This window comes from Pseudarthrobacter sp. TE3704, assembly GCF_056279405.1.
In genome coordinates this window covers 424940-449859 of the sequence record NZ_JBWCCJ010000002.1, presented here as the reverse complement: position 1 = coordinate 449859, position 24920 = coordinate 424940, and the positions used below count along the sequence as shown (strand labels likewise).

Annotated in this window: 26 protein-coding genes and 1 riboswitch; of the genes, 18 read left to right on the top strand and 8 right to left on the bottom strand. The window is 65.7% G+C overall.

Features of this window, described 5'->3' with window-relative positions; genetic code table 11:
- Window positions 1-60 precede the first annotated feature (60 nt).
- Genes ACZ9BC_RS06045 through ACZ9BC_RS06035 form a run of 3 tightly spaced genes read left to right on the top strand, consistent with a single transcriptional unit; the run spans window position 61 to window position 3994 of the window.
- The gene (locus tag ACZ9BC_RS06045; RefSeq protein ID WP_476245161.1) at window positions 61-1083 is read left to right on the top strand and encodes a ribonuclease Z; all 1023 of its coding nucleotides are present in this window, start codon (window positions 61-63) and stop codon (window positions 1081-1083) included.
- Window positions 1080-2522 carry an APC family permease gene (locus ACZ9BC_RS06040; RefSeq protein ID WP_476245160.1) on the top strand — a complete coding sequence of 481 codons (1443 nt, stop codon included), beginning with the start codon at window positions 1080-1082 and terminating at the stop codon, window positions 2520-2522. Before ACZ9BC_RS06045 ends, ACZ9BC_RS06040 begins: the two co-directional genes overlap by 4 nt.
- The gene (locus ACZ9BC_RS06035) at window positions 2519-3994 is read left to right on the top strand and encodes a protein adenylyltransferase SelO (RefSeq protein WP_476245159.1); all 1476 of its coding nucleotides are present in this window, start codon (window positions 2519-2521) and stop codon (window positions 3992-3994) included. The genes ACZ9BC_RS06040 and ACZ9BC_RS06035 overlap by 4 nt, the downstream gene beginning before the upstream one ends.
- A gap of 87 nt (window positions 3995-4081) precedes the next feature.
- On the opposite strand, the gene ACZ9BC_RS06030 is transcribed toward ACZ9BC_RS06035, so the two are convergent.
- Both ACZ9BC_RS06030 and ACZ9BC_RS06025 read right to left on the bottom strand, forming a co-directional pair.
- Complete coding sequence (locus ACZ9BC_RS06030) at window positions 4082-4942, bottom strand: LysM peptidoglycan-binding domain-containing protein (protein ID WP_476245158.1); 861 nt, start codon at window positions 4940-4942, stop codon at window positions 4082-4084.
- A 3-nt stretch (window positions 4943-4945) separates the two neighbouring features.
- Window positions 4946-5114: riboswitch (cyclic di-AMP (ydaO/yuaA leader) on the bottom strand.
- Window positions 5115-5299: 185 nt separating this feature from the next.
- Complete coding sequence (locus tag ACZ9BC_RS06025) at window positions 5300-6268, bottom strand: hypothetical protein (RefSeq protein WP_476245157.1); 969 nt, start codon at window positions 6266-6268, stop codon at window positions 5300-5302.
- A 161-nt stretch (window positions 6269-6429) separates the two neighbouring features.
- Between ACZ9BC_RS06025 and ACZ9BC_RS06020 the strand changes: the two genes are divergently transcribed.
- From ACZ9BC_RS06020 to ACZ9BC_RS06005, 4 genes are read left to right on the top strand one after another with little or no spacing between them, the layout of a single operon-like run.
- Window positions 6430-7767, top strand: a complete 1338-nt coding sequence (locus ACZ9BC_RS06020) for an aggregation-promoting factor C-terminal-like domain-containing protein (protein ID WP_476245156.1) — start codon at window positions 6430-6432, stop codon at window positions 7765-7767.
- Window positions 7768-7802: 35 nt separating this feature from the next.
- Window positions 7803-8159: a TraR/DksA family transcriptional regulator gene (locus ACZ9BC_RS06015; RefSeq protein ID WP_079596256.1), complete on the top strand. Its 357-nt coding sequence runs from the start codon at window positions 7803-7805 to the stop codon at window positions 8157-8159.
- Complete coding sequence (locus ACZ9BC_RS06010) at window positions 8156-8725, top strand: DNA alkylation repair protein (RefSeq protein ID WP_476245155.1); 570 nt, start codon at window positions 8156-8158, stop codon at window positions 8723-8725. The genes ACZ9BC_RS06015 and ACZ9BC_RS06010 overlap by 4 nt, the downstream gene beginning before the upstream one ends.
- Window positions 8709-9152, top strand: coding sequence for a DUF1810 domain-containing protein (locus ACZ9BC_RS06005; protein WP_476245154.1), 444 nt, complete (start codon window positions 8709-8711; stop codon window positions 9150-9152). Before ACZ9BC_RS06010 ends, ACZ9BC_RS06005 begins: the two co-directional genes overlap by 17 nt.
- A 3-nt stretch (window positions 9153-9155) precedes the next feature.
- Here the strand turns inward: ACZ9BC_RS06005 and ACZ9BC_RS06000 are convergent, their stop codons facing one another.
- Window positions 9156-10049, bottom strand: a complete 894-nt coding sequence (locus tag ACZ9BC_RS06000; protein ID WP_079596253.1) for a glucose 1-dehydrogenase — start codon at window positions 10047-10049, stop codon at window positions 9156-9158.
- Window positions 10050-10139: 90 nt separating this feature from the next.
- Entirely contained in the window at window positions 10140-10646 is a 507-nt protein-coding gene (locus ACZ9BC_RS05995; protein WP_476245153.1) for a metallophosphoesterase family protein, read from the bottom strand.
- Window positions 10647-10719: 73 nt separating this feature from the next.
- Here ACZ9BC_RS05995 and ACZ9BC_RS05990 point away from each other — a divergent pair, with 73 nt between their 5' ends.
- Together ACZ9BC_RS05990 and ACZ9BC_RS05985 are read left to right on the top strand one after the other, a co-directional pair.
- Window positions 10720-10911: a DUF1918 domain-containing protein gene (locus ACZ9BC_RS05990; RefSeq protein ID WP_275730002.1), complete on the top strand. Its 192-nt coding sequence runs from the start codon at window positions 10720-10722 to the stop codon at window positions 10909-10911.
- Window positions 10912-10961: 50 nt separating this feature from the next.
- Window positions 10962-11468: an NUDIX domain-containing protein gene (locus ACZ9BC_RS05985; protein ID WP_476245152.1), complete on the top strand. Its 507-nt coding sequence runs from the start codon at window positions 10962-10964 to the stop codon at window positions 11466-11468.
- Window positions 11469-11478: 10 nt separating this feature from the next.
- On the opposite strand, the gene ACZ9BC_RS05980 is transcribed toward ACZ9BC_RS05985, so the two are convergent.
- The gene (locus tag ACZ9BC_RS05980; protein ID WP_079596251.1) at window positions 11479-12156 is read right to left on the bottom strand and encodes an endonuclease/exonuclease/phosphatase family protein; all 678 of its coding nucleotides are present in this window, start codon (window positions 12154-12156) and stop codon (window positions 11479-11481) included.
- Window positions 12157-12315: 159 nt separating this feature from the next.
- Here ACZ9BC_RS05980 and ACZ9BC_RS05975 point away from each other — a divergent pair, with 159 nt between their 5' ends.
- From ACZ9BC_RS05975 to ACZ9BC_RS05960, 4 genes are all read left to right on the top strand, one after another.
- The gene (locus tag ACZ9BC_RS05975; RefSeq protein WP_476245151.1) at window positions 12316-13119 is read left to right on the top strand and encodes a thioesterase family protein; all 804 of its coding nucleotides are present in this window, start codon (window positions 12316-12318) and stop codon (window positions 13117-13119) included.
- An 88-nt stretch (window positions 13120-13207) separates the two neighbouring features.
- Window positions 13208-13750 (top strand): PadR family transcriptional regulator, encoded by a 543-nt coding sequence (locus ACZ9BC_RS05970; protein ID WP_476245150.1) that lies wholly within the window; start codon window positions 13208-13210, stop codon window positions 13748-13750.
- A gap of 5 nt (window positions 13751-13755) precedes the next feature.
- Complete coding sequence (locus ACZ9BC_RS05965; RefSeq protein ID WP_476245149.1) at window positions 13756-15468, top strand: ABC1 kinase family protein; 1713 nt, start codon at window positions 13756-13758, stop codon at window positions 15466-15468.
- A gap of 163 nt (window positions 15469-15631) precedes the next feature.
- Window positions 15632-16381, top strand: coding sequence for a lipoate--protein ligase family protein (locus ACZ9BC_RS05960; protein ID WP_476245148.1), 750 nt, complete (start codon window positions 15632-15634; stop codon window positions 16379-16381).
- Window positions 16382-16417: 36 nt separating this feature from the next.
- Here ACZ9BC_RS05960 and ACZ9BC_RS05955 read toward each other — a convergent pair whose 3' ends face one another.
- A complete protein-coding gene (locus ACZ9BC_RS05955) occupies window positions 16418-16675 on the bottom strand; it encodes a mycoredoxin (RefSeq protein ID WP_079596246.1) in 258 nt (85 codons plus the stop codon).
- 130 nt (window positions 16676-16805) lie between these two features.
- Between ACZ9BC_RS05955 and ACZ9BC_RS05950 the strand changes: the two genes are divergently transcribed.
- Window positions 16806-17567, top strand: coding sequence for an SOS response-associated peptidase (locus tag ACZ9BC_RS05950; RefSeq protein WP_476245147.1), 762 nt, complete (start codon window positions 16806-16808; stop codon window positions 17565-17567).
- A 42-nt stretch (window positions 17568-17609) separates the two neighbouring features.
- On the opposite strand, the gene ACZ9BC_RS05945 is transcribed toward ACZ9BC_RS05950, so the two are convergent.
- On the bottom strand, window positions 17610-18032 hold the full coding sequence (locus ACZ9BC_RS05945) for a VOC family protein (RefSeq protein ID WP_476245146.1): 423 nt from the start codon (window positions 18030-18032) through the stop codon (window positions 17610-17612).
- A gap of 19 nt (window positions 18033-18051) precedes the next feature.
- Between ACZ9BC_RS05945 and ACZ9BC_RS05940 the strand changes: the two genes are divergently transcribed.
- Window positions 18052-18372 carry a chorismate mutase gene (locus ACZ9BC_RS05940; RefSeq protein WP_476245145.1) on the top strand — a complete coding sequence of 107 codons (321 nt, stop codon included), beginning with the start codon at window positions 18052-18054 and terminating at the stop codon, window positions 18370-18372.
- 26 nt (window positions 18373-18398) lie between these two features.
- Here ACZ9BC_RS05940 and ACZ9BC_RS05935 read toward each other — a convergent pair whose 3' ends face one another.
- Window positions 18399-18788: a hypothetical protein gene (locus tag ACZ9BC_RS05935; protein WP_476245144.1), complete on the bottom strand. Its 390-nt coding sequence runs from the start codon at window positions 18786-18788 to the stop codon at window positions 18399-18401.
- Window positions 18789-18958: 170 nt separating this feature from the next.
- On the opposite strand from ACZ9BC_RS05935, the gene ACZ9BC_RS05930 reads away from it, so the two are divergent.
- From ACZ9BC_RS05930 to thrS, 3 genes are all read left to right on the top strand, one after another.
- Window positions 18959-19297, top strand: coding sequence for a DUF6504 family protein (locus ACZ9BC_RS05930; RefSeq protein WP_476245143.1), 339 nt, complete (start codon window positions 18959-18961; stop codon window positions 19295-19297).
- Window positions 19294-22782, top strand: a complete 3489-nt coding sequence (locus ACZ9BC_RS05925) for a DNA polymerase III subunit alpha (RefSeq protein WP_476245142.1) — start codon at window positions 19294-19296, stop codon at window positions 22780-22782. Before ACZ9BC_RS05930 ends, ACZ9BC_RS05925 begins: the two co-directional genes overlap by 4 nt.
- 116 nt (window positions 22783-22898) lie before the next feature.
- On the top strand, window positions 22899-24908 hold the full coding sequence (thrS, locus tag ACZ9BC_RS05920; RefSeq protein ID WP_476245141.1) for a threonine--tRNA ligase: 2010 nt from the start codon (window positions 22899-22901) through the stop codon (window positions 24906-24908).
- Window positions 24909-24920: the final 12 nt, after the last annotated feature.

Genomic DNA, 24920 nt, shown 5'->3' with positions numbered 1-24920 from the left:
ACATGACACACCACAAGGCAGGTTCCTCCGGAGCCTGCTTTTTGGTTTCCCCCTTTAACCATGCGTGAACTCATTGTCCTTGGAACTGCATCGCAGGTCCCTACCCGCACCAGGAACCACAACGGGTACCTGTTGCGCTGGGACGGCGAAGGCCTGCTCTTCGACCCCGGCGAGGGCACCCAGCGCCAGATGATCCATGCCGGTGTATCGGCAACCCAGATCACCAGGATCTGCCTCACCCACGTCCACGGCGACCACTGCTTCGGCCTGCCCGGCGTTCTGTCCCGCATGGCTTTGGACGGGGTCACACATCCCGTGCACCTCCACTATCCCGCGTCCGGGGAGGATGTGGTCCAGGCCCTCGTTTCCATCAGTTCGCCCGGGATCGACCTGAGGCTCCACCCCCACGGCGCGTCCGGGGCCGTTGCTGAAGGACTGGACGTCCGGCCATTGAAGCACCGCATCGAAACCTACGGCTACCGGCTCACGGAACCGGACGGCCGCACCCTGTTGCCCCACCTGCTTGCGGCAGCGGGCATTGAAGGCCCCGACGTGGGGCGCCTGCAGCGCAAAGGCTCCCTCGCCGGCGTCGGCCTGGAAGACGTCAGCGTGCCCCGGCCCGGGCAGCGCTTTGCGTTCGTCATGGACACCGCGCCGTGCACGGGCGCGGAAGAGCTGGCCGACGGCGTGGACCTCCTGGTCGCCGAGTCCACCTTTAGCGACGACGACGCCGGGCTGGCGGACCAGTACCGCCACCTCACCGCCGGGCAGGCAGGGGAGTTGGCGGCAGGCGCCGCTGCCGGCACCCTGGTGCTCACGCATTTCTCGTCCAGGTACGGCGACGACCTCGCCATGCTTGCCGGGCACGCCGCCGCGCGGGCGGACAGCACCCGTGTCATTGCCGCCCATGACCTGCAACGGATCGCCTTCCCCCGGCGTGACCGCTGGCCGGAGGGCGGGGTCCCGGCCGGACCCGGTGCGCGCACCGGGAGCATTGCCAAAGGGCGCAAGGAGGATCAGAGTGAAAGACGTGGCGCGGACACCGGAGCCCGGCCACCGAACCCGCAAGGAGGCGGACAGTGAGTGCCACATCGGAAGAAGTGTTTGACGTTACTCCCGAAGACAAGGAACCCGCCCTCAAACGGGTGCTTGGCCCCAAACTCCTCCTGCTGTTCATCGTGGGGGACATCCTGGGCGCCGGCGTCTATGCCGTGACCGGAACCATGGCCGGGACAGTGGGCGGCATCGTTTGGCTGCCCTTCCTGCTGGCGTTCGTGGTGGCGACGCTGACAGCCTTTTCCTACCTTGAGCTGGTCACCCAGTATCCGCAGGCTGCGGGGGCCGCGCTCTATACGCACAAAGCATTCGGGATCCACTTCGTCACCTTCCTCGTGGCCTTCGCCGTGGTCTGTTCCGGCATTACGAGCGCATCGACATCGGCGAACGTCCTGGCCCAAAACTTTTTCGGCGGGCTGGAGATCAACGGGGTGATGGGTGATCCGGGGCAGGGCGTGATCACTGCGGTGGCCCTCGGGTTTATGCTCCTGCTGGCGGCCATCAATTTGCGCGGAGTGGGGGAGAGCGTCAAATTCAACGTGGTGCTGACCCTCGTGGAGATGATCGCGCTCTGCATCGTGATCGGCGTCGGCTTCTACGTGATGGCCCAGGGGACAGGCAATCCGGGCGAAATCTTCGTGTTCAACGACTACCAGGACAAGGGACTGTTCCTGGCTGTCACCGCCGCCACCTCCATCGCCTTCTTTGCCATGGTGGGCTTCGAAGACTCGGTGAACATGGTGGAAGAAACCCGGAACCCGGAGAAGATCTTCCCCCGGACCATGCTCACCGGGCTCGGCATTGCCGTGCTCCTCTACATGCTGGTGGCGGTCTCCGTGGTCAGCGTGCTGTCCCCCACTGAGCTTGAAGGGATCCGGGAAGCTGAGGGAGCGGCGCTCCTGGAGGTTGTCCACAAAGGCTCACCCGACTTCCCGATCGACAGGGTCTTCCCGTTCCTGGCCGTCTTCGCCGTAGCCAACACAGCCCTGATCAACATGCTGATGGCCAGCCGCCTCATCTATGGCATGGCCCGGCAACACGTCCTGCCACGGGCCCTGGGGAAGGTGCTGCCCGTTCGCCGCACCCCTTGGGCCGGCATCGCCTTCTCCACCATCCTCGCGCTGGGCCTGATCCTCTACGTGACCAGCGATCCCAAGAGCAACATTGTGGCCAACCTGTCCGGCACGACGGCGTTCCTGCTGCTGTGCGTCTTCACCGTGGTGAACGTGGCCTGCCTGGTGCTGCGGCGCAAGCGGGACCCTGACCGGAAGGTGTTCTTCACCTCTCCTGGACAGCTGCCCCTCGTGGCGGCACTGCTCTGCGCGTTCCTTGCCGGCCCGTGGGTAGGCCGCAATGTGATCCAATACCAGATTGCCGGCGGACTGATGGCGATCGGTGTTGTCCTGTGGCTGGTTACCTGGCTGGTCAACCGGCGGACAAACGACAGGGATAGGGTTAATCCATGACTGCCTCTGCAGAATCAACAGTTACTTTCGACGGCCGCTTCGCCAGGGAACTGGCGGAATTGGCGGTTCCCTGGCAGGCGGAGGAAGCCCCCGACCCGCAGCTCCTGGTCTTCAATGAGGCGCTCGCACATCAGCTGGGACTCGACCCGGACTACCTCCGCACGCCCGAGGGCGTCCGGCTCCTGCTCGGCAACCACCTGCCGGAAGGGGCAACCCCCGTGGCCCAGGCCTATGCCGGACACCAGTTCGGTGGGTACTCGCCCCTGCTCGGCGACGGCCGGGCCCTGCTCCTCGGCGAGATCGTGGACGCCAACGGCCGCCTGCGGGACATCCACCTCAAGGGCTCGGGCCGCACACCCTTTGCGCGGGCAGGCGACGGCCGCGCCGTCGTCGGGCCCATGCTGCGGGAGTACCTGGTGAGCGAGGCAATGCATGCGTTGGGCATCCCCACCACCCGCTCGCTCGCCGTGGTGGGCACCGGACGGCAGGTGCGCCGGGACGACATGCTGCCCGGCGCGGTCCTGGCCCGGGTGGCCAGCAGCCACCTGCGCGTGGGGAGTTTCCAGTACGCGCGGGCGACGGACAACATCGAGCTCCTGCGCCGGCTGGCGGACCACGCCATCGCCAGGCACTACCCGGCCGCTGCAGAAGCAGACAACCCATACCTGGCGCTCTTTAAGGGCGCAGTGTCCGCCCAGGCCTCGCTGGTGGCGCAGTGGATGCTGGTGGGGTTTGTCCACGGCGTGATGAATACGGACAACATGACCATCTCCGGTGAAACCATCGACTACGGACCATGCGCCTTTATGGACGCCTTCAATCCCGCCGCGGTCTACAGCTCCATTGACGTCGGCGGGCGCTATGCGTACGCCAACCAGCCCGTGGTGGCCGAATGGAACCTCGCCCGCCTCGCCGAAGCGATGCTGCCGCTTTTCAATGAGGACCAGGAGCAGGCCGTTACCCCCGCCGTGGAAGCCCTGGGCGAATTCCGGAAGCAGTACAGTGATGCCTGGTTCAGCGGCATGAAAACCAAGCTGGGCCTGCCGGAAGCCCCTGCCGGGAGCCCCGGGGACGCCGCAGCATCGGAGCTGGTGGACGGGGTTGTGGCGCTGCTCAAGGACGGGCCCGTCGATTACACCCAGTTCTTCCGGAACCTCGGCCAGGCAGCGCGGGGGAACGTCCGGCCGGCCCGCGGCATGGTCCTGGACCTCGCTGCGTTCGACGCCTGGGCCGGGCAGTGGCTGGCACTGGATCCCGACGCTGACCTGATGGATTCGGTGAACCCGGTGTACATCCCGCGCAACCACCTCGTGGAGGAAGCGCTCGCGGCCGCCACCGAGGGGGACCTTGATCCGTTGCACGGGCTGCTGCAGGCCGTCACTGCTCCCTACGATGAACGCCCGGGCCTTGAACGCTATACGGAAGGCCCGCCGGAAGACTTCGGCACCTACATGACCTTCTGCGGTACGTAGCCCGGAAGACCGGGAACGAAACAAGGGCGGCAGCCGGGATATCCCGGCTGCCGCCCTTGTCTGCGCTTCTTCGGTGCGCCTGCGGAATTAAGCTACGCGGACGAAGGAAGCTCCACTGAGCCAGCTGATGGAGTGGACCTCGGTCTTGAAGCCGTCAACGCCGCCGCTGACAACCTGGCCGTTGCCGGCGAAGACGCCAACGTGGCCGGCGGTGATCACCAGGTCACCGGGGGCAGGGGTGCCCACCACGGAGCCGTACTGGTAGAACTGGCCCGGGGCCAGGTCTCCCACGGACTTGCCGACGGCGCGGAGGGCCTTCTCCACCATGGCGGTGCAATCCTGCTGGACGCCGAGCTGGCCGTAGGCGTTGGCCAGGATGGCTGCGCCGGTGCCCGTTCCGGTGGCGGCGGGAGCAGCCGGTGCCGGTGCGGGGGCCGGTGCCGGAGCGGGGGCGGTGGAGGCGTAGGAGATGTTCATGCCGGTGTTCGCGGGAGCGGATGCGGCCTGGACCGGAGCGGCGGCGGGTGCTGCGTATCCGGCGCCCGGGATGGTGATCTGGTCACCCGGGTAGATGATGGTGGAGATGTCCAGCCCGTTGGCGGCGAGGACATCGTTGAGGCTGACGCCGTTGGCTGCCGAGATGGCGCCCAGGGTGTCACCGGAAACAACGGTGTGGACGTTGGCGGCGGCTGCTGCTGCGGGGGCGGCAACTGCGGCGGCGGGCGCTGAGTAGGCCTGGACGTTAGTGGCTTCGGTGCTGTCCGGGCCGGTCACGCCTGCATGGGCCGGAGCTCCGACGCCGAACGCAATGCCGGATGCAGCGGCAACTGCGAGGGCCGGGCGGCCGAGCGTCCGGGCCTGGGACTTGGCGGAAACAGCCAAACCGTGAAGCACGATTGAGCGGGCCGGAGTCGCGCGGTGACGGGCGGTGATGGAATTTTTTGACACGGTTGATCGCCTCTCCCATGCCTGCGGGGTGAGCTGTCGGGTTCGGGTTGGAGATACCCGGCCGAAAGCAACCCCGAACGGAACGAGGCGCTGTCGACTTAACCCCAAGGCTTTAAAAAGCCGCGGAAACTTGGTTCCCCCGTCCCTGCCAACAGGAAAGCGATTGAATCCCGTATCAGCGGCAGGGCTCGGCATGCTGAGGGGAATGTCCCGCTTGGGAGGGACACGTGAAAGACCATAACCCGCCCAGCCGCTGATTGTCACATTTGGATAACATACGAGGCCCTCCTCTCGGATTAGGCAATCGTCTTGATTGCACAGAAGGATCCCGTCTTGACCTCGCCTAATAGTCCGCTGCTAACCCTGCGCGCAGGACCGCGTAACAAAGTCATAAAGTTGCGCACGTAACACTGCTTCTGCTGGAACGCGGATGGGTCCCTCCCTGGCGTTGACAGTGACGTGGAGAGGCAGGACAGTGCCCACTTTGTCCTCCGCAATTGCATGCGGGTCACAGCGGGCGGGGCGGAAGTGCAATGGGAACTGACTGGGCCCGTCACCCGCCGCGACGGTGAGGTTTTCCGGCCAGGGATTCCAGGGCGCTTCGGCCAGCAGGGGAGTGCCGCCGATGCTCCGTATGGTCAGGGATCGGGCCGCCTGGTCCGGGTTTGTCCTATCTGCTGCCATGTGCGGGGCCACCACAAGATGGACGACGGCAGTGCGCGCGTCCGGCGCCACCTCCAGCTGGGTGCCCAGGCGGATGTCCGCCACGGCGGCTACTGCGGTGGCGAGGCAGAGTTCGCCATTGTTGCGCCGGAGGACCCCGAATGGATCTGAGGCGTTGAAGGTCAGTTGCCGGCGCCGGGCCTGTCCGGGTGAGGTCACGAGCACGGTGGCCGTCGCCGTTTCCCCGTCCGGGGACGGGTGCTCCTCACACGTTGCAGCGGGAAGCGCCGCCGGCAGGCTTTTCGGCTGGCCGGGCGGCAGTTCGATGCCACCCCCGGCGGGCATCCAGCTGATCGCTCCTTTGAAGAAGGGAGAGATGACTTCGGCCTGGATCACCGTCACAGCAGCGTCCGACGTATTGGTGAGCTGCAGCTGGACCTCAGGCTTGCCATATTGGTCCCGCGACTGGTTTAGCTCGACAGCTATGGGTCCTTGCCCTGCTGCGGCAGTCGGTGCCGGCCCGGTAGCCCGCGGCGCCGGCGTCGGCGTGCAGGCCGACGTTGCCTGTACCGCCACCAGCGCTGCCGCTGCGGCCAGGAGCCGCAGGCGGCGAAGGCGTGGAAGGAGCGCTCGAGTGCGTGCCGGTGCGCTGTTCCCGCCCATGGGACAAGTCTAGGATCGGCACTGCCCCGAGGGCGGAATCGGGTGCTACGCGACAGCTGTCTTCAGCTTTCGTATCCACCACACGGAAATGTAACGATGTGGCTACTGTGACCCACGGGGCCTTTGTGCCACCGGTAGGCTTCGGAACTATGTCCCCGTTCGTGACCAAGGCGAGATCCCCGTTGCTGGGAGGCCTGCTGGCCGTTGCCTTCACCGCTTCGGCCGTGCTGCTCCCGGCGTCCGCGGACGAGGCGCCGCCCGGCGGGTATCCGTCCTGGGAGGACGTGCAGAAGGCCCAGCAAACGGCGGCCGGCAAGGCCGCCGAAATCAACAGGATCAATGACCTGCTCAGCGGTCTCCAGGCCCAGTCCGAGTCGCTGGGGAGCGCCGCAGTGACATCGGCTGCGGACTATGCCGTGGCCGACGCCGCCCTGCAGTCCGCCACCGCCAGGGTGGACGCCTTGGCCGCGCAGGCTGCCCGGGCAAGCGCTGAACTGCTGCAGCACAGGAGGGAGATCGGAGCGCTGGCCGCCCAGTCCTACCGCACCGGCGGGACAGCCATGGGTTTCTTCGTGGCCCTGGACGCCCTGGAGGCCAACAGCGTCCATGGACTCAACGTCGTTCACATTGTGGGTGACAAGACCGCAGCCCTCGTCAACAAGGCGGCGGCCGGCGGGAAAATCACTGCCTCGCTGGCCGACCGGGAGAAGGCTGCAAGGGCAGAGCGCGAGCGCCTTTCCGCGGAGGCAAAAAGCAAACTGGACGCAGCGCGTTCCGCACAGGATGCAGTGGCGCGACACATAGGGGAGGAACAGCGGCGCAGCGGGGAACTGACCGCACAGCTTGCCTCCCTCAAGGGGACGACGGCGGCAGTGGAGGAGGAGTACCGGCAGGGCCAGGCGGCGCTCGCCGCCTATGAGGGAGCCCGGGCGGCAAAGCGGGCGGCCGCCGAGGAACAGGCCCGTCGGCACGCGGCAGCCGCCGCCAATGGTGCCGGTGCCGGAGCTCAGAATCCGCCGGCCGCGAATCCTGGCCTCCTGAACCCCGCCCCTCCCAATCCGGCCCCTCCTAATCCGGCACAGGCGAATCCTGTCCCGGCGGCTCCCGCCGCTCCAGCACCTCCGCCGGCGCCTGCTGTCCCGCCTGTCCCGCCCGCCGTCGTCGTACCTTCCGTGCCCGGCGGCGCCGTCAACGATCCGGCGGGGGCAAAGACCTATGCCTCCGGCCGCCTGGGCGCCTATGGCTGGGGCCAGGACCAGTTCCTGTGCCTCGCCCAGCTCTGGACCAAGGAATCCAACTGGCTGACCACCGCCACCAACCCCTATTCCGGCGCGTATGGAATCCCGCAGGCGCTGCCGCCGGGAAAGTACGCCAGCGCCGGCGGTGACTGGCTCACCAGCTACCGCACGCAGATCGAGTGGGGCCTTGGCTACATCCGTGAACGGTATGGCTCGCCGTGCGCGGCCTGGAACCACTCCGTGGCGAAAAACTGGTACTGACCCCCACTGGATGCACGGGCGGTTACGCTTTTCACATGCCTGATTTCGAACGGTTCCGGATCATGCTCGAGGAGGAGCGGCAACGGAAGGTGGCCCTGCTTCCGTCCCTTCGCGCGGACATCGCGTCGGCCAACTCGGCCCGCCAGGACTCGAATGTGGATGACGAACACGATCCGGAGGGCGCCACCATCGCCTTCGAACTCTCGCAGGCTTCGGCGCTTCTGAAGCAGAGCAGCGCAGGCCTGGACCAGGTGGAAGCCGCCCTCGCACGCCTTGCGGCAGGGACTTACGGCAGCTGCGCCGTGTGCGGTGAAGCCATAGCCGAAGGGCGGCTGGAGGCCCGGCCCTGGACGCCGTATTGCATCAACCACGCTGCGGCGGGGCGCCAGTGAGCGGCGCCGCGGACACTGTCACGGCGGCGGCAGGATTCATTGACCGCACGCTGAAGAACGAGGGTGCCTGGTACCGGGCGGACGACGTCGGGGGCAGGCTGGGCGGGGCCCTCGCCTCCTACGGTTCCTCGGTGGGCGCAGTCCGGGGAACCGTCCGCGATGCACTCCGGAAGTACAAGGACCTGGACCATGACGGCGTGGTCCTGCTCGCCTCCGCCCTGTGGGGCCAGCCGAAGCCGGGCGCCCGGCCCGTCTTCGAACGGCGGCTGGCGGCCGTGGTGCTGCTCCAGTCCAGGGTGGGTGTCCTCCGGCACTCCGACCTTACCCGGATGGAGGGCTTCCTCCGCTCCGCGCAGACCTGGGAACTCGCCGATCCGCTGGTGGCCGATGTGGTGGTGCCGCTGCTTGCCGGGCTGCCCGACCGGGACCGGCAGAGGGCGGACGTTGTCCTGGCCCGGTGGCGGAAGGACCCGGATACACGGCTGCGCCAGGCGGCGGCCCTGATTGACCAGCAAGCCAGACCAGAAGCCCCACCACAAGGAGACAGCCATGAACGAGCCCTTTGACCTCGAACGCTTCGTCTCGGCGCAGGACAGCGGCGGAACCTACGATCAGGCGCTGGCAGAGCTGCAGCTGGGCCGAAAATCCGGCCACTGGATGTGGTTCATCTTTCCGCAGATCGCGGGCCTGGGGCACAGCGCAACGTCCCGGACATATGCCATCAGTTCGCTGGCCGAAGCCCGCGGATACCTTGAGCACGACGTGCTGGGACCGCGCCTGCTCGAATGCGCCCAAGCACTCACCAACCACGCCGGGCGCGCCGCAGAGGACATCCTGGGCGGCATCGACGCCCGCAAACTGCAGTCGTCCATGACCCTTTTCCTCCGCGCCGCGCCGGGCGAAACGGTGTTCAAAACCGTCCTGGCCCAGTTTTTCGACGGCCAGCCGGACGAAGCCACCGACGCCCTGCTGGCTGAACAGGACGGCGCGTAGCCGCTACGGCGTGGGGCTGCCGCCGTTGACGTTCAGCGTTTCACCAATGACGAAGCTGGACTCCGGAGAGGCGAGGAACACGTACGCGGGCGCAAGTTCCGCGGGCTGCCCGGCGCGGCCCAGGGGAGTGGACTGCCCGAACTCCGGCAGGTCCTCCTTCGGCTGGCCGCTGCTGACCTGCAGCGGGGTCCAGATGGGCCCCGGCGCAACGGCGTTGACCCGGATGCCCTTGGGCGCCAGCTGCTGCGCCAGGCCCTTGGTGAAATTGTTGATGCTGGCCTTGGTGGTGGCATAGTCCACGAGCGTCGGCGACGGGTTGTAGGCCTGTACGGACGTGGTGTTGATGATGGTGGAACCGGCAGGCATGTGCGGCAGTGCGGCCTTGGTCAGCCAGAACATCGCATACACATTGGTCTTGAGCGTGTGGTCGAACTGCTCGTCGGTGATGTTGGCCAGCTCCTCCTGCGCCACCTGCTTGCCCGCGTTGTTGACCAGGATGTCCACGCCGCCCAGGACAGCCACCGCCGTGTCCACGACCTCGCGGCAGACCACCGGGTCCTTGAGGTCCCCGGGAACCTTGACGGCCTTGCGGCCCGCGGCTTCGATGATGCCGGCAATCCGGGCAGCGTCCTCCTCCTCCTGGGGCAGGTACGACAGGACAACGTCGGCCCCTTCCCGCGCGAAGGCGATGGCCGCCGCCGCGCCGATCCCGGAGTCCGCCCCCGTGACGATCGCCTTCCGGCCCTCCAGACGGCCGGTACCGCGGTAGGTGTCCTCCCCGAGGTCCGCCTTGGGCGTCAGCTCCGCATCCAGGCCGGGCTCGGGCTGGTGCTGTTCCGGCGGGGAGATCTGCTCATAGGCGGTGACCGGGTTACGGAAGGTGTACTGGTCTGTCATGGTGGTCCTCCTGGTGGTTGGTGGATTCCAAAAGCTAAGCATGCTTACCGTTCAAGCCTAGGCATCGAGCGGCCACCTGCCAACCCGTGATTACACCCGCTGGACTTCCACCAGGCGCACCCGCGTGAGCTTGCCGCCGTCGACCGTCGCCGTCATGAAAGTGCAGGCGGGCTGCCGGCGGCGGTCCGTGGGAGAGCCCGGGTTCAGCAGCCGCAGGCCACCCGGGGAGGTTGTGTCCCAGGGGATGTGGCTGTGCCCGAAAACCAGGACATCGGCATCCGGGAAAAGGGCCTCGCACCGCAACTCCCGCCCCTTGGCCTGCCCGGTCTCATGCACCATGGCAAAACGGACGCCTTCCACGGTGACGTGCGCCGTTTCGGGGAGGCGGCTGCGCAGGTCCGGTCCGTCATTGTTCCCGTACACGCCCACCAGCGAACGGCTCCGCTGTTCGAACCGGTCCAGCAATGCCGCTTCCACCCAGTCCCCCGCATGGAACACCACGTCGGCGTGTTCGACGGCGGACCACACCTGGGCGGGAAGGTCCCTGGCCCGTTTGGGGACATGGGTATCGGCAATCAGGAGGAGGCTGAGCGGCATAGGGAAATCCTGCCATGCGGGGCCTGTTCCGGCCCGCCGCGTGGACGTAATCTGGGGGCTGGAGGTGATTGCCATGGAGGCAGCGCAGGGTGACCGGATCATCGTCCACGGAAGGACTGTGGGATCCACGGACCGTCACGGGGTGATCGTTGAAGTGCGTGGCCAGGGCGGAACACCGCCCTACCTGGTCCGCTTCGACGACGGACACGAAACCATCATGTACCCCGGCGGTGATTTCGCCGTCGAACGCGGGCACGGCACCTGAGGCCGGGCGGTGTGCTGGGCCCAGGATGGATGAGCTGGCAGACTGGCGTGATGGATCATTCACCGGCCTCCGCAGCATCCTCCACTCCGCCCGTCCGTACCGGTCCCCGGGATCCCGGCGACGCCTGGGTGGAGGGGGAGCGCGGCCGCTACTGGGGCCGGTTCGGGGCTGCGGGAGTGCTTGCCTATGACCCGTCCAAAGGCGTCCTGCTCCAGCACCGGGCGGTCTGGAGCCACAACGGCGGTACCTGGGGGTTGCCGGGCGGGGCCCTCCACGAAAACGAAGAACCCGTTGACGGGGCCCTCCGCGAAGCCTACGAGGAAGCGGCGGTGCCGCCTGCGGGCGTGGACGTGCTCTTCACCTCGGTGCTGGATCTCGGCTACTGGTCCTACACCACGGTGGTGGTGCTGGTGCGGGAGCCTTTCGATCCGGTGATCAGCGATCCCGAGAGCATTGAACTGCTCTGGGTTCCGCTGGGCGAGGTGGAATCGAAGGAACTGCACCCCGGATTCGCGACGGCATGGCCTGCATTGCGGGAGCGGCTGGCGTCCCCGTAAAGCGGGCTGCCTAGTAGTCCGGGCCGTATTCGGCAGTGACCAGGATGGGAAGATGGTCTGAGTTGCCGCGCGGAAGTGTCTCCACGCTCTGGATGTCCAGGCCCAGCGATGTCGCGAAGTCGAAGTGGCCCTTGAACACCTTGTACCGGGTGTAGGTGCGGCGGTTGCTCAGGGACAGCGCATAACCCGAATTCTTCATGTGGATATCAAGGTTCTTGGTGAAGAACGGGTAGTTGAAGTCGCCCACCATCAGGGTCATCAGGCCCTTGCCCATGCTCAGCAGCTCGGCATGGGCGGCATGGATCTGCTTGCGGCGAAGCGAATTGGAGGCGGTGAGCGGGGCGGCGTGGAACGATCCGATCACCAGTTCATGCTGCGTGTCATTGTCCATCACCCGCGTCCCGATCAGCCTCTCATGGGCCGGTGCCAGCACCCTGTCATGCATCGACTTCTTCAGCGCGAAGGACTGGGTGTCCAGTGCGGTGAAGCGGCTGGTGCGGTAGTAGATGGCCAAACCCAGCCGGTTGCCCTTGGTGGTGTCCGCCAGGTGCAGGGGACCCAGGGTTTCCGGCAGGTCGCTGGAATCCACCTCCTGGAGGCACAGCGCATCGATGTCATGATTCCGGGCCAGGGCGAGGAGCTCGCCGCTGGCCTTGTGCTTGCGGAGGTTGTAGCTGATGACGCGCATGGAACACCTCTTCCGAGGGATGCTGACAGGACCAGTTCCTGAGTCTAGTCCGCCGCCTTCCTCCACGTTCAAACATTTCAATCCGACCCGCTGGCCGGTCCTCCGGCCCCAACGGATAGAGTTAGTGCCAATTCACTGAGATCCGGCGAAAGGTCACCGTTGACTGAAGAGCTTCCCGAACTGGCGCACGGCAATGCCTACTACCAAAACCTGGGCGGCGGCCGCTTCCGCTCCACCATCCACGCGCAGGGCGCCTGGAACGCCCACGAGCAGCACATGGCACCCGCATCCGGCCTGATGGCTGATGCCCTGGAACGGCACCAGCCGCGGGCGGACATGCGGATGGCACGCCTGAGCTACGAGATCCTGGGGCTGATCCCTGGCGGCGTGTCCCACATTGAAACCTCCACCCTCCGGCCCGGGCGGACCATCGAGCTGTTGCAGGCCGAACTCGTCGCCGACGGCCGGACCGCCATCCGCGCCACCGCCTGGCGGATGATTACCAGCGACACCGCCGCCGTGGCAGCCATTGAGGACGCGGCCATTCCCGGGCCCGACGACTGCAAACCCTATGACGGTTCCGCCGTTTGGCCCGGCGGCTACATCAGGTCCCTTGAGATGCGCGTGGCCGAAGGGCACCGGCCGGGTGCCGGCAAAGTCTGGCTCCGCACCGACCATCCGTTGACTGACCGGAACGACAGCAGCGACCTGGCCCGGCTGATGGGGCTGGTGGACACAGCCAACGGCATCGCCGCCCGGGTTCCACCCGGCAAGGACAGCTACGCCTTTCCCAACCTGGACCTGCAGATTCACATGTACCGCCGCCCGGAGGGGGAGTGGCTGGGCCTGGACAACGCCGTGTCCTTCGGCCGGGACGGGATTGGACTGACGTCAACGGTCCTGCACGACCGGCAGGGCCCGTTCGGCCGCGCCGAGCAGATCCTGACGCTGCGCAGGACCTGACTCCTCTGGCGGGCCGTCCTGCCGGGCCTCCCCGGTTGTATCGTTAAGTATCGTTGTATATCGTTCGCGATTCACAGAGGAGACCATCATGCGTGGCTCATACCCGGCATATGGATTCGGCGGCACCAATATCGACGGCCTGTGGCAGGCTGTGGACGAACTGCGTTCCCGGTTTGAGAAGCGCGCGGGCACCCGCGCCGGCAAGGGCGAGGTGCGGGCGGCGGTGCTGGCCCTGCTGGCAGAGCGTCCCATGCACGGCTACCAGATCATCCGCGAAATTGAGGACCGGAGCGGCGGCAGCTGGAAGCCGAGCGCGGGCTCCGTCTACCCCACGCTTCAACTGCTGGCCGACGAGGGCGTCATCAGTGCCGAGGAATCCAACGGCCGCAAGATCTACAGCCTCACCGAAGCCGGCCGGGAGGAAGTTGCCCGCGACCATCCATCGGCTCCATGGGACGCAGCAGGCCCGCACGGCGGGGCCGAATTCATGTCCCTGCCCAAGGCGGGCGTTGAGCTCGCCCAGGCAGCAGCGCAGGTGGGACGCACGGGATCACCCGAACAGGTGAGGCAGGCCGTGGCGGTCCTCGAGGAGGCACGCCGCCGGATGTACTCGATTCTCGCCCAGGACTGACGCGGGTGCCGCCCATCCGCCGGGGCCGGCCCGCTCCGGCACCCGGCGCGGGAGACACCCGTGCCCGCTACCGCCGCATCCTCCGGTTCGCTGCCTGGAACCTGGCAGTCACCTGGTGGTTCGAGCTGTTCCTCCCAAGGATCGGGCTGGCCAGGGTTGCCGCACGGACCCGTTCGCAGAGGATGCAGCGCTTCGCCCGGCGTTTCCATGTCCTGGCCGTGGACCTGGGCGGCCTGATGATCAAGGTGGGCCAGTTCCTGTCATCCCGGCTTGACGTATTGCCACCCGAAATCACCGAGGAGCTCGAGGGCCTTCAGGACGAGGTTCCGCCGGTCCCATTCCCTGCCATCCGCGCCCTTGCAGAGTCCGAACTGGGATTCCCGCTTGAGCGGGCGTTCGCCATGTTCGAGGAAACTCCGCTCGCCGCCGCATCCCTGGGCCAGGCGCACCGTGCGCGGCTCCTTCCTGACGACGCCGACGAGTTCGGGATCAAGGACGTCGTGGTGAAGGTGCAGCGTCCGGGGATTGACGCGATCGTCGATGTCGACCTGGCCGCGCTGCGCAGGGTGGCGGGCTGGCTCAGCCACTTCACTTTTGTCTCCGAGCGTGCCGACATGCCCGCCCTGGTGGAGGAATTCGCGCAGACCAGCTTTGAGGAGATCGACTACATTCACGAGGCTGCCAGCTCCGAGCGTTTCGCCGCCGATTTTGCCGGCGACGTCCGGGTGCAGGTGCCCCTGCCCGTCTGGGAGCGGTGCACCCGCCGCGTCCTCACCCTCGAGGATGTCACGGCCATCAAGATCACCGACGTGGCTGCGCTTCGTGCGGCCGGCATCGACCCCGCGGCGGTGGCTCCCGTCTTCGCCGCGGTCATGTTCGACCAGCTGTTCACCAACGGCTTCTTCCATGCCGACCCCCACCCCGGCAACATCTTCGTCACCCCCGCACCTGCCGGCGCCGGGGAACACCCGTGGAAACTGACGTTCATCGATTTCGGCATGATGGGCGAGGTCACTGCCTCCACCCGCACCGGCCTTCGCAGGCTCCTGATCGCTGCCGCAGCCCGTGATGGCAAGGGACTCGTTGCCGCCATCCGTGAAGTGGGAGTCCTGGTACCGGCGGCCGACACCGTGGAGCTGGAGCGGGCCATGACGCATCTCTTCGCCCGGTTCGGCGGGATGGGTTTCGCGGAACTTCGCGAGGTGGATCCACGCGAGTTCCGTGACTTCGCGGTGGAATTCGGTGACGTGGTCCGTTCACTGCCATTCCAGCTGCCGGAGAACTTCCTGCTCATCATCCGCGCAGTATCACTGACATCGGGGGTGTGCAGCTCCCTGGACGCCCGGTACAACCTCTGGGACTCGGTGGAACCGTATGCGGCCCGGTTGCTGCGCGAAGAGCGCGGCAACATCGTGCAGGACGCCGCCCGGCAGGCGCTTGAGGCCGGGGGACTCGCCCTTCGGCTGCCCGGGCGGCTGGACGGCCTCATCACCCGGGCTGAGGAGGGGAACCTCCCTGTTGCCAACCCGCGCCTTGAGCGGCAGGTTGCCCGGCTGGACCGCATGGCCCGCCGTTCGGCGTCGGCCGTGGTCTTCGCTGCACTCCTGGTTGCGGGGGCCCTGATACGGGCGGACGACTCCGCATTGGGCAACCTGCTGATGGCAGCGTCCGTGGTGCCGCTGCTCCACGGCCTGTGGGTGGGGCGCCGCGGCCTGTGATCCGGGGGCTGAACCGAGGCGAACACGATGCCGCGATGTAAATGATCTGGAAGGCTACGGCGTAACCTAGGTGGGGCTTGCCCGCCAGAGTCAGACGGCGTCAATCGCGGCGAACGCGGCGGCAAGAACAAGGAATGGCAAGACCACAAGGGAGCTCAGCAACATGCATGACGCCGGTCCGGGACCCCGCACACTGACAGTGGTGCGGCAGGAAGCCTCGCTGGGAGCAGGCCGTGACCTGGAATTCGGGCTGGAGCTCCTGGCCAGGGCCAGGTCCGGGGAGATCGGGCCAACCCTGCGGCTCTACCGGCCCGCCCCCACCGTCGCCTTCGGCCAGCGCGACACCCGCCTGCCGGGATTCGAAGCAGCCGCGCAGGCATGCAGGGCCAACGGCTTCGAGCCGCTGGTCCGCAGGGCCGGGGGACGCGCCGCCGCCTACCACCAGGGCACACTGGTAGTGGATCACATCGAGCCGGACCCGGATGCCATTGCCGGCTCCAAGACCCGGTTCGGGCACTTCGGGGAGTTGTTTGCCCAGGCGTTGCGCAGGGCAGGGGTACAGGCGGCTGTCGGGGAAATACCCGGTGAATACTGCCCCGGCGAGTTCAGCGTGCACGGCACTGATCCCGCCCGCCCGGCGCACCGCGTGAAGCTCGTGGGCACAGCGCAGCGGGTGGTTGCCGGCGGGTGGCTTTTCAGTTCGGTGATTGTGGTGGAAAACTCCGCACCGATACGGAAAGTCCTGACCGACAGTTACGCAGCCCTGGGGCTGGAGTGGGACCCTGCCACGGCCGGGGCGGTGGACGATCTGGTTCCCGGCGTGCATGTGGAGGCCGTGGTGGAGGCAGTCCTGCAGACGTATGCGGGCCATGCCACCCTGGAAACTGCTTCATTCAGCAGCCTGGGGGCATGACCCGCAACGGTTCGAACGGCCGGGCGGCCGCGGTGGTTATGCTGCCAGGCGCGTCTTGACCTCGGCGGCGGAGGGGTTGGTGGCGGCTGTGCCGTCCGGGAACAGGACCGTGGGAACGGTGCGGTTGCCGCCGTTCAGCTGCTCCACGAGTTCGGCCGTGCCCTCCACTTCCTCGATGTTGATCTCGGTGTAGCCGATGCCCTGCGCGTCCAGCTGCTTTTTGAGCCGGTTGCAGTAACCGCACCAGGTGGTGGAAAACATGGTGATGGTGCCGGATTCGGGAGTGAAGTCCACAGAATTCTCCTCTGCGTCGATGTAGGTTTCGTTCCTGTCAACGGTAGCGCGCCGCCCGGTATTCCCCCTGCCCCGGCGGTCCCGGTGCCGCGTGGATGACAGTATGTGGCGCCGATGGCATGCTGGAGCCATGTGTGGACGCTATGTGATGGCACGTGCCGTGGGGGACCTCCTGGCAGAGTTCGACGCCGAGCTGGAGGACGAGGTGAGCATCCCGCCCTCGTGGAACGTGGCGCCCACCGATGATGTCCCGATCGTCCTGGAACGGCTGATTGACGACGGGCCGACTCGTAAGCAGGTACGCCAGCTGCATGTTGCAAAGTGGGGCCTGGTCCCTTCCTGGGCGAAGGATCCCGGCATCGGGTCACGGATGATCAACGCCAGGAGCGAATCGGTGCTGGAGAAGCCGGCCTTCCGCAAGGCCGTCCAGTCCCGGCGCTGCGCGGTGCCGGCAGACGGGTACTACGAATGGAAACAGGGCCCCGGGAAATCGAAGCAGCCCTACTACGTGCATCCCGGAGAAAACCGGGGCCTGGTCTTTGCCGGGCTCTACGAGTGGTGGAAGGACCCGTCCGTCCCAGCCGGGGAACCGGGCCAGTGGTTGCTTTCAACGTCCATCCTTACGACCGATACGCCGCCCCCGGGCAGTGAATCGACGGTCTTCGGAAAGCTGACCGCACTGCATGACCGGGTTCCCCTGCCCATGGACAAGGCGACTATGCAGGCGTGGCTCGATCCCGACGTGGATGACGCCGCCGGGCTGGTGGACCTGGTGCGGTCGGGGGTCAAGGACGTGGCAGCGGACTGGCGGGTGGAGTCCGTGGGCAAGGAGGTAGGCAACGTTCGTAACAACGGGCCGGAACTGATCCAGCCGGTGGAGGCACTGTTCTAGCAGCCCGGGATTCTCTAGCAGCCCAGGGACGCTGCCGCCGCCCTATACGGTGACCGCGCCGCCGTCGTCCACGGCCCAGGCGGGGTTGTACGCAACTTCCCAGCGGAAACCGTCGGGGTCGGCGAAGTAGCCGCTGTAGCCGCCCCAGGGCTGCGTCACCGGCTCGGCGATGATGGCGGCCCCCGCCGCTGCTGCCTCCGCCATGACCCGGTCCACCTCTTCCGTGCTGCCGAGGTTGTGGCTCAAGGTGATGCACGGCACCGGACCCGGAGCGCTGACGCCCGCCTCGGCCTGCATTTGCCGGGCGTCCCACAGCGAGAGCACCAGGCCGTGGTTTACCTGGATGAAGACGACGTCGCCGGGGACCTCCTGATGGACCGGCCAGCCGAGGCCCTCAACATAGAAGGCACGGGACGCCGGGACGCTGCGGACACCTAATGAGATGAAGTCGACTCGGGGCTGCATGCTTCGATACTGTCAGACGATGGCAACAATTCAAGGAAACGATAGAGACGCTTTGGCCGACAAGGAACAGCTCGCTGCCGTCCGGGTTGCTGTTGACGAAGTGGATGAGCAGATTGTCACCCTCATCGCCCGCCGCGAACGGCTGATCCGCATCGCCGGAACCCTGAAGGGCGACGACGCTGAAGTCCGCGCCCCGGGGCGGGTGGAACGGATCATCGAACATGTCCGGTCCGCGGCCGAAAAGAAGGACATCGATCCGGACATCGTCGAATCAACCTACCGCGCCATGATCTCCGGCTTCATCGAGCTCGAGATGCGGGTCCACAAAGAAAACAGCTGACCCTTTACAGGTCAGCTCACGCCTTCTTACAGTGCTTCATCCACCGGAACGCCGGACTGGAATTCCCGGCCGTCCGCCTCGCTGAAGCCTGTCATGACGTGTGACTTTCCGAGCCCATTAATGGCAGCGAGGGGAAAGTGGCCGGTGATGGTGTTCTCTGAGTGGGTTACGCCCGAGAGGTCGTAGTTCTCTTCCGTGCTTTGCTCGTGGCTGAACGAGTAGAAGGCGATGGGTTCGCCGTTCATGAATTCAATGCCGAGCCGCCGCTGGGATGAATAGTCCGGGCTGGCTGCGACAAGCCCCACCACGTAGGCGCCGGAGCCCGGAATGGTGCCGTCCAGGTCGAAGGTGGCCACCAGGGTTGAGTCCTGGGCTTTGATGCTGACCTGCTTGAGGAGTGCGTCTTTGGTGTCCATGGCACAATCCTGCTCCCTGGCGTACGGTCCGTCCACCCCTGTGAAGAGGAAACGGAGGAAGCCGGCGGGGCTTCTTTGTCCACCTGTAGATGCGTTGGCCGGGAACCGGGCGTAGACTGGACCTATTCGAATACATATTCGAATAGGTCCAGTTTCACCGGGAGGCGCCCATGGGCATGTTCAGCGAATCCGTTGATGTTGCCTGCGCTCCTGACGGCCAGCCGGTGAGCCTTACCTGGTCAGGACGTTCCTACGCTGTCTGTGCTGAACCAGTCCGCTGGTATGAACGGCGGCAATGGTGGGATGAAGTAAGCCGGGCACCGCTCGGAAGCGGACAGGGAGTGGTTGACCACGAAATCTGGCGTGTCCAGGTACTGCCGGTTGAAGCCGGCGAAAGCGCCCCTCGGCAGCAGGAAGAACCGCTCACCCTCGACCTCACCCGGCACATTGGCAGCGGCCGCTGGCGGCTGCTGCGGATCCATGACGGCCTCCGACCCTCACCAGCATGAGCTTTACGCATCTTCACGTCTCCACGGCATTCAGTGCCCACTATGGCGTCTCCTGGCCGGAAGAACTTGCCCAAAGCGCGGCAGCTGACGGTGCCACAGCGCTCGCCTGCACTGACCGCGACGGCCTGTACGGGACCATCAAGCACCTCAAGGCATGCATGGCGGCAGGAATCGATCCCATTGTTGGGGTGGACCTTGCAGTCTTTGACGACGACGGCGATCACCGCACCCAGGTGGCGGGCAGGGTGGTGGTGCTTGCACGCGGCCATAACAACGGGGCAGGGTACCGTGCCTTATGCCGGCTGGTCTCTGATGCCCATGCCCGGACCTCAGGGAAGTCCGGGGGCGCCGTCCCGGTGGCTGTCACACGCGCCGAGCTTGCCTCCCGGACCCTTGACCCCCACACACTCAAGCCGGTATTGACCGTCCTGCTCGGGCCGGATTCGGACGTCGGCCTGGCCATGGGAGGGCGGAGATACCTCCGGCCTCGGACACTGTTCAAGCAGTGGCTGGACGTCATGCCCGGCGGGACAGTGGTTGCCGAGATTGTCTCGCAGCTAAGTCCCCCAGGTTCCCCGCTGAGTACCTCCCACGCGGTGCGTATGCTCCGGCTCGCCGAAGAACACCACATCCCGGCGATCCTGACCAACGCCGTCAGGTACTGCGCGGCGGATGGAGCGCCCACTGCCGATGTGCTTGACTCTGCCCGCACCCTGAAGTCCCTGCCGGAACTTGCCAGGGAGCCCATGCTGCAGCCCACCGGCCAGGGATGGCTGAAAACATCGGCCCAGATGCTCCAACTTGGCAAGGAGATCATTTCCGCAGCAGGATTTGGCGCCGCAGACCTCAAACAACTGATGACCCAAACCGAGGCGCTCGCCGATCTGTGCCGGATCGATCCCACTACGGACATGGGGTGGAAACAACCGGTGGTTCCGGAGGCCTCGGTGATCGGGATCAACCAGGATCCCCATGATGAACTGGTCCAGCGTTGCCACGCCGGAATCGGCAGGAGGTTCCCCGGGATAAGCGGAGCCGGGGAGAGGGACATGCTTACCCGGCTGGAGCATGAACTGGGCATCATCCGGAATCTTGGCTTCTCCTCCTACTTCCTCACCGTCGCTGAAGTGTCACGGATGATCCAGGAGATGGGCGTCCGTGCTGCTGCCCGGGGGTCGGGGGCTTCCAGCTTGGTGAATTACCTGATTGATGTCAGCCAGGTAAACCCCCTCCAGCATGACCTGATCTTTGAACGCTTCCTTTCCCAGGACCGTGCCACTCTTCCTGACATAGACATCGACGTCGAAAGCGCGGAGCGCCATAACGTGTACCGGCGGATTTTCGAGAGGTTCGGTGCCGAACGCGTCACGCTGATGAGCATGCAGAACGGCTACCGCGCCAGGGGTGCCGTGCGCGACGCCGGTATGGCGCTGGGCATGGACGACGGCGAGGTAGGGGAGATCGCCAAACAGTTGTGGCGTTTTTCGGCCGGCAAATTCCGGGAGGCGCTGCAGGAAAAGCCTGAACTGCGGGAGTTTGCCGGAAGGGTTGAGCGGCGCGATGCTGCCGGAAACCAGCAATTGGACCTGCTGGTTGACCTGACTGAACGCCTTGACCGGCTGCCCCGCCACATTTCCATGCATCCCTGCGGAGTGATCCTGGGTGATGCCTCCCTGCTGGACCGCACCCCGGTCCAGCCCAGCGGTCTCGGGCTGCCCATGAGCCAGTTCGATAAGCACGACATGGATCCCATGGGCATGCTCAAGCTTGATGTCCTGGGTGTCCGGATGCAAAGCGCCATGGCTTTTGCTGTCCGGGAGATCATCCGCATCCATCCCACGAAAGAGGACGTGGTGGCTGCCGGGAATCATCCTCCCGGCCAGGGCGGGTCGGGACCTGACTACATCGCGGACAACGGCCACATCGACCTCAATGCAGTGCCCCTCGATGATGAAGCCACGTTCGAGCTGATCAGGAGCACGCACACCCTTGGCTGCTTCCAAATCGAATCCCCGGGCCAGCGTGAACTGATCGGCAAGATGGCGCCGCGGGAGTTCAACGACCTCATCATTGATATTTCCCTGTTCCGTCCCGGTCCCATGAAATCTGACATGGTGCGGCCCTTCCTGGAACACCGGCACGGATTCGCCCCCGAGGTCTACCCCCACCCGCTCCTGAAGCCTGTTCTTCAGGAAACCCACGGGGTGACGGTTTTCCACGAACAGATCCTCAGGACATTCGACGTGATGACCGGCTGCGGGCTTGCGAAGGCCGATGAGTTCCGCCGGGCCCTCAGCAGCGAGGATGGCGAATCCCAGGTTGAGGAGTATTTCCGCAAGCAAGCAAAGGCCAGGAATTTTTCCCCCGATGTCATCGACAAGGTATGGGAAACCCTGAAGTCCTTTGCCAGCTTTGGGTTCTGCAAAGCTCACGGAGCTGCCTTCGCTGTCCCCACCTACCAGTCAGCATGGTTGAAAGCGCACCATCCCGAGGCGTTCCTTGCCGGGTTGTGGGAGCACGATCCCGGGATGTACCCCAAGCGGCTGCTGGTGGCGGAAGCGCGAAGGCTTGGCATCCCGATCCTTCCCCTGGACATCAACCTGAGCAAAGCCGAATACCGGGTGGAACGGGTCAGGTCAGGGCAGGATGCCGGCAAGCTGGGGATCCGGCTGAGCCTTAATGGTATTTACGGGCTCTCTGCAACGGAGTTGAAAAGAATCGTCGCAGGCCAGCCCTACGACTCCCTGGCGGACCTTCGGGCACGGTCAAGAATCAGTAAGCCGAGCATCAAGCGGCTGGCGCAGCTTGGCGCCTTTGATTCCCTGCACCGGGAGGCGGGAGGCACGGCCAACCGGGCTGACCTGGTGCACCATCTGCAGAAGCTCCAGGCAACCAGCAGCAGCAAAAAGGGGGTTGAAGTCCTTGAGGGGCAACTGTCCCTCCCGCTGGGCGATGTTGAACTGCGCAACGTCAGCCCGGGGCTGCCGGCACCCACGCTGGTGGACAATGTCCGTGCGGAGCTTGACCTGATGGCGGTTGATGTCAGCTCGCATCTGATGGACAGCCACCGGCCCATGCTGGACAGGCTGGGCGTCATCACCGCAGACAAACTCCTTGGCCTGCGCAACGGCACGGAAGTGCTGGTGGCCGGCGTGCGGGTTGCCACCCAGACGCCTCCCATGAGGGGCGGCAGGAGGGTGGTCTTCATCAGCATCGACGACGGCACCGGATGCATCGATTCGGTGTTTTTCCACGAAGCGCAGGAAAACGCCGGCATGCTCCTGTTTGGCACCCGGCTGCTGTTGATCCGGGGCACCACACGCCGGACGGGCCCGCGTGGGATCAGCCTGAGCGCCAGCATGGCCTGGGACCTGAGCAGGACCGAAACCCTTCCGTTTCCGGACCCCTCCACGCCCGGGCAGGATGTGCCCCACCCCCTGGACGGGATCAGCAGGAGCCTCGCCATCACGGGATTTAACGGCTGAGCATGCCGTGCGCCGCGTTGGTCGGCCCTCAGTTGAACCGATAGCATTGACGATGGCTGGCTGTGGTCCCCGTACGCCACAAGCTATGAAGCCTTAACTTTGAATAGGAGACACCCGTGTCAGATGCCCAGCAGATCACCCTTCTCGTCGATGGCGAAGAGACCAAGGTGACTACCGGGACAACCGGTGCGGAACTCTTCTTTGAGCGCCGCGACGTTGTTGTGGCCCGCGTTAATGGCGAGCTGAAGGACCTGGACCAGGAACTTCCGGAGGGCGCCGACATCGTAGGCGTCACCATCGATTCCCCCGACGGGCTGAACGTGCTCCGCCACTCCACCGCCCACGTCATGGCCCAGGCCGTCCAGCAGCTGCGCCCGGACGCCAAGCTCGGAATCGGCCCTTACATCACGGACGGCTTCTACTTCGACTTTGACGTCGCGGAGCCCTTCACCCCCGAGGACCTCAAGACCCTCGAAAAGATGATGCAGAAGATCATCAACCAGAACCAGAAGTTCGTCCGCCGCGTGGTCAACGAGGACGAAGCCCGCGAGGCCATGAAGAACGAGCCCTACAAGCTCGAGCTGCTGGGCAAGAAGAACGAGGCCGCCGAAGCTGGCGAAGGCGTCAACGTCGAGGTCGGCGCAGGCGACATCACCATTTACGACAATGTGGAACGCAAGGAAGGCACCACCGTCTGGTGCGACCTTTGCCGCGGCCCCCATCTGCCCAACACCAAGCTCATCTCGAACGCCTTCGCCCTGACCCGTTCGTCCTCCGCCTACTGGCTCGGCAACCAGAAGAACCAGCAGCTGCAGCGGATCTACGGTACGGCGTGGCCCACCAAGGATGCCCTCAAGGCCTACCAGGAGCGGATCGCCGAGGCCGAACGCCGCGACCACCGCAAGCTCGGCTCCGAACTGGACCTCTTCTCGTTCCCGGATGAGCTGGGATCCGGCCTGCCTGTGTTCCACCCCAAGGGCGGCATCATCCGCAAGGAGATGGAGGACTACTCGCGCCAGCGCCACGTCGAGGCCGGCTACGAGTTCGTCTACACCCCCCATATCACCAAGGGCCACCTGTACGAGGTTTCCGGCCACCTTGACTGGTACAAGGAGGGCATGTTCCCCGCGATGCGCGTCGACGAGGAACTCAACGCCGACGGCACCATCCGCAAGCCGGCGCAGGACTACTACCTGAAGCCGATGAACTGCCCCATGCACAACCTGATCTTCAGGTCCCGCGGGCGCTCCTACCGCGAGCTTCCGCTGCGACTGTTCGAGTTCGGGTCCGTCTACCGGTACGAAAAGTCCGGCGTGGTGCACGGCCTCACCCGGGTGCGCGGCATGACACAGGACGATGCCCACATCTACTGCACCCGCGAACAGATGAAGGACGAGCTCACCAAGACGCTGAACTTCGTCCTGGGCCTGCTCAAGGACTACGGGCTGAACGACTTCTACCTCGAACTCTCCACCAAGGACCCCGAAAAGTACGTCGGCGACGACGCCACCTGGGAGGAAGCCACCAGGACCCTCGCCGAGGTGGCCCAGGAGTCAGGGCTGGAACTTGTCCCCGATCCGGGCGGAGCAGCTTTCTACGGTCCCAAGATCTCAGTCCAGGCAAAGGACGCGCTCGGCCGCACCTGGCAGATGTCCACCATCCAGCTGGACTTCAACCTGCCGGAACGCTTCGAACTCGAATTCCAGGCGGCCGACGGCACGCGGCAGCGGCCCGTCATGATCCACCGCGCCCTGTTCGGCTCCATCGAGCGGTTCATGGGCGTGCTCACCGAGCACTACGCCGGTGCCTTCCCCGCCTGGCTGGCCCCCATCCAGGTGGTGGGCATCCCCGTGGCGGAGACGTTCAACGAGTACATGTTCGACGTCGTCGACCAGCTTAAGGCGGTTGGCATCCGCGCCGAGGTGGACACGTCCTCGGACCGCTTCCCGAAGAAGATCCGTACTGCCAGCAAGGACAAGATCCCCTTTGTCCTGATCGCCGGCGGCGACGACGCCGAAGCCGGCGCCGTGTCCTTCCGCTTCCGTGATGGAAGCCAGGACAACGGCGTGCCGGTTGCAGAGGCCGTCAAGCGGATCACGGAAGCCGTCCGTAACCGGACCAGCTAGGGAACGGAACAG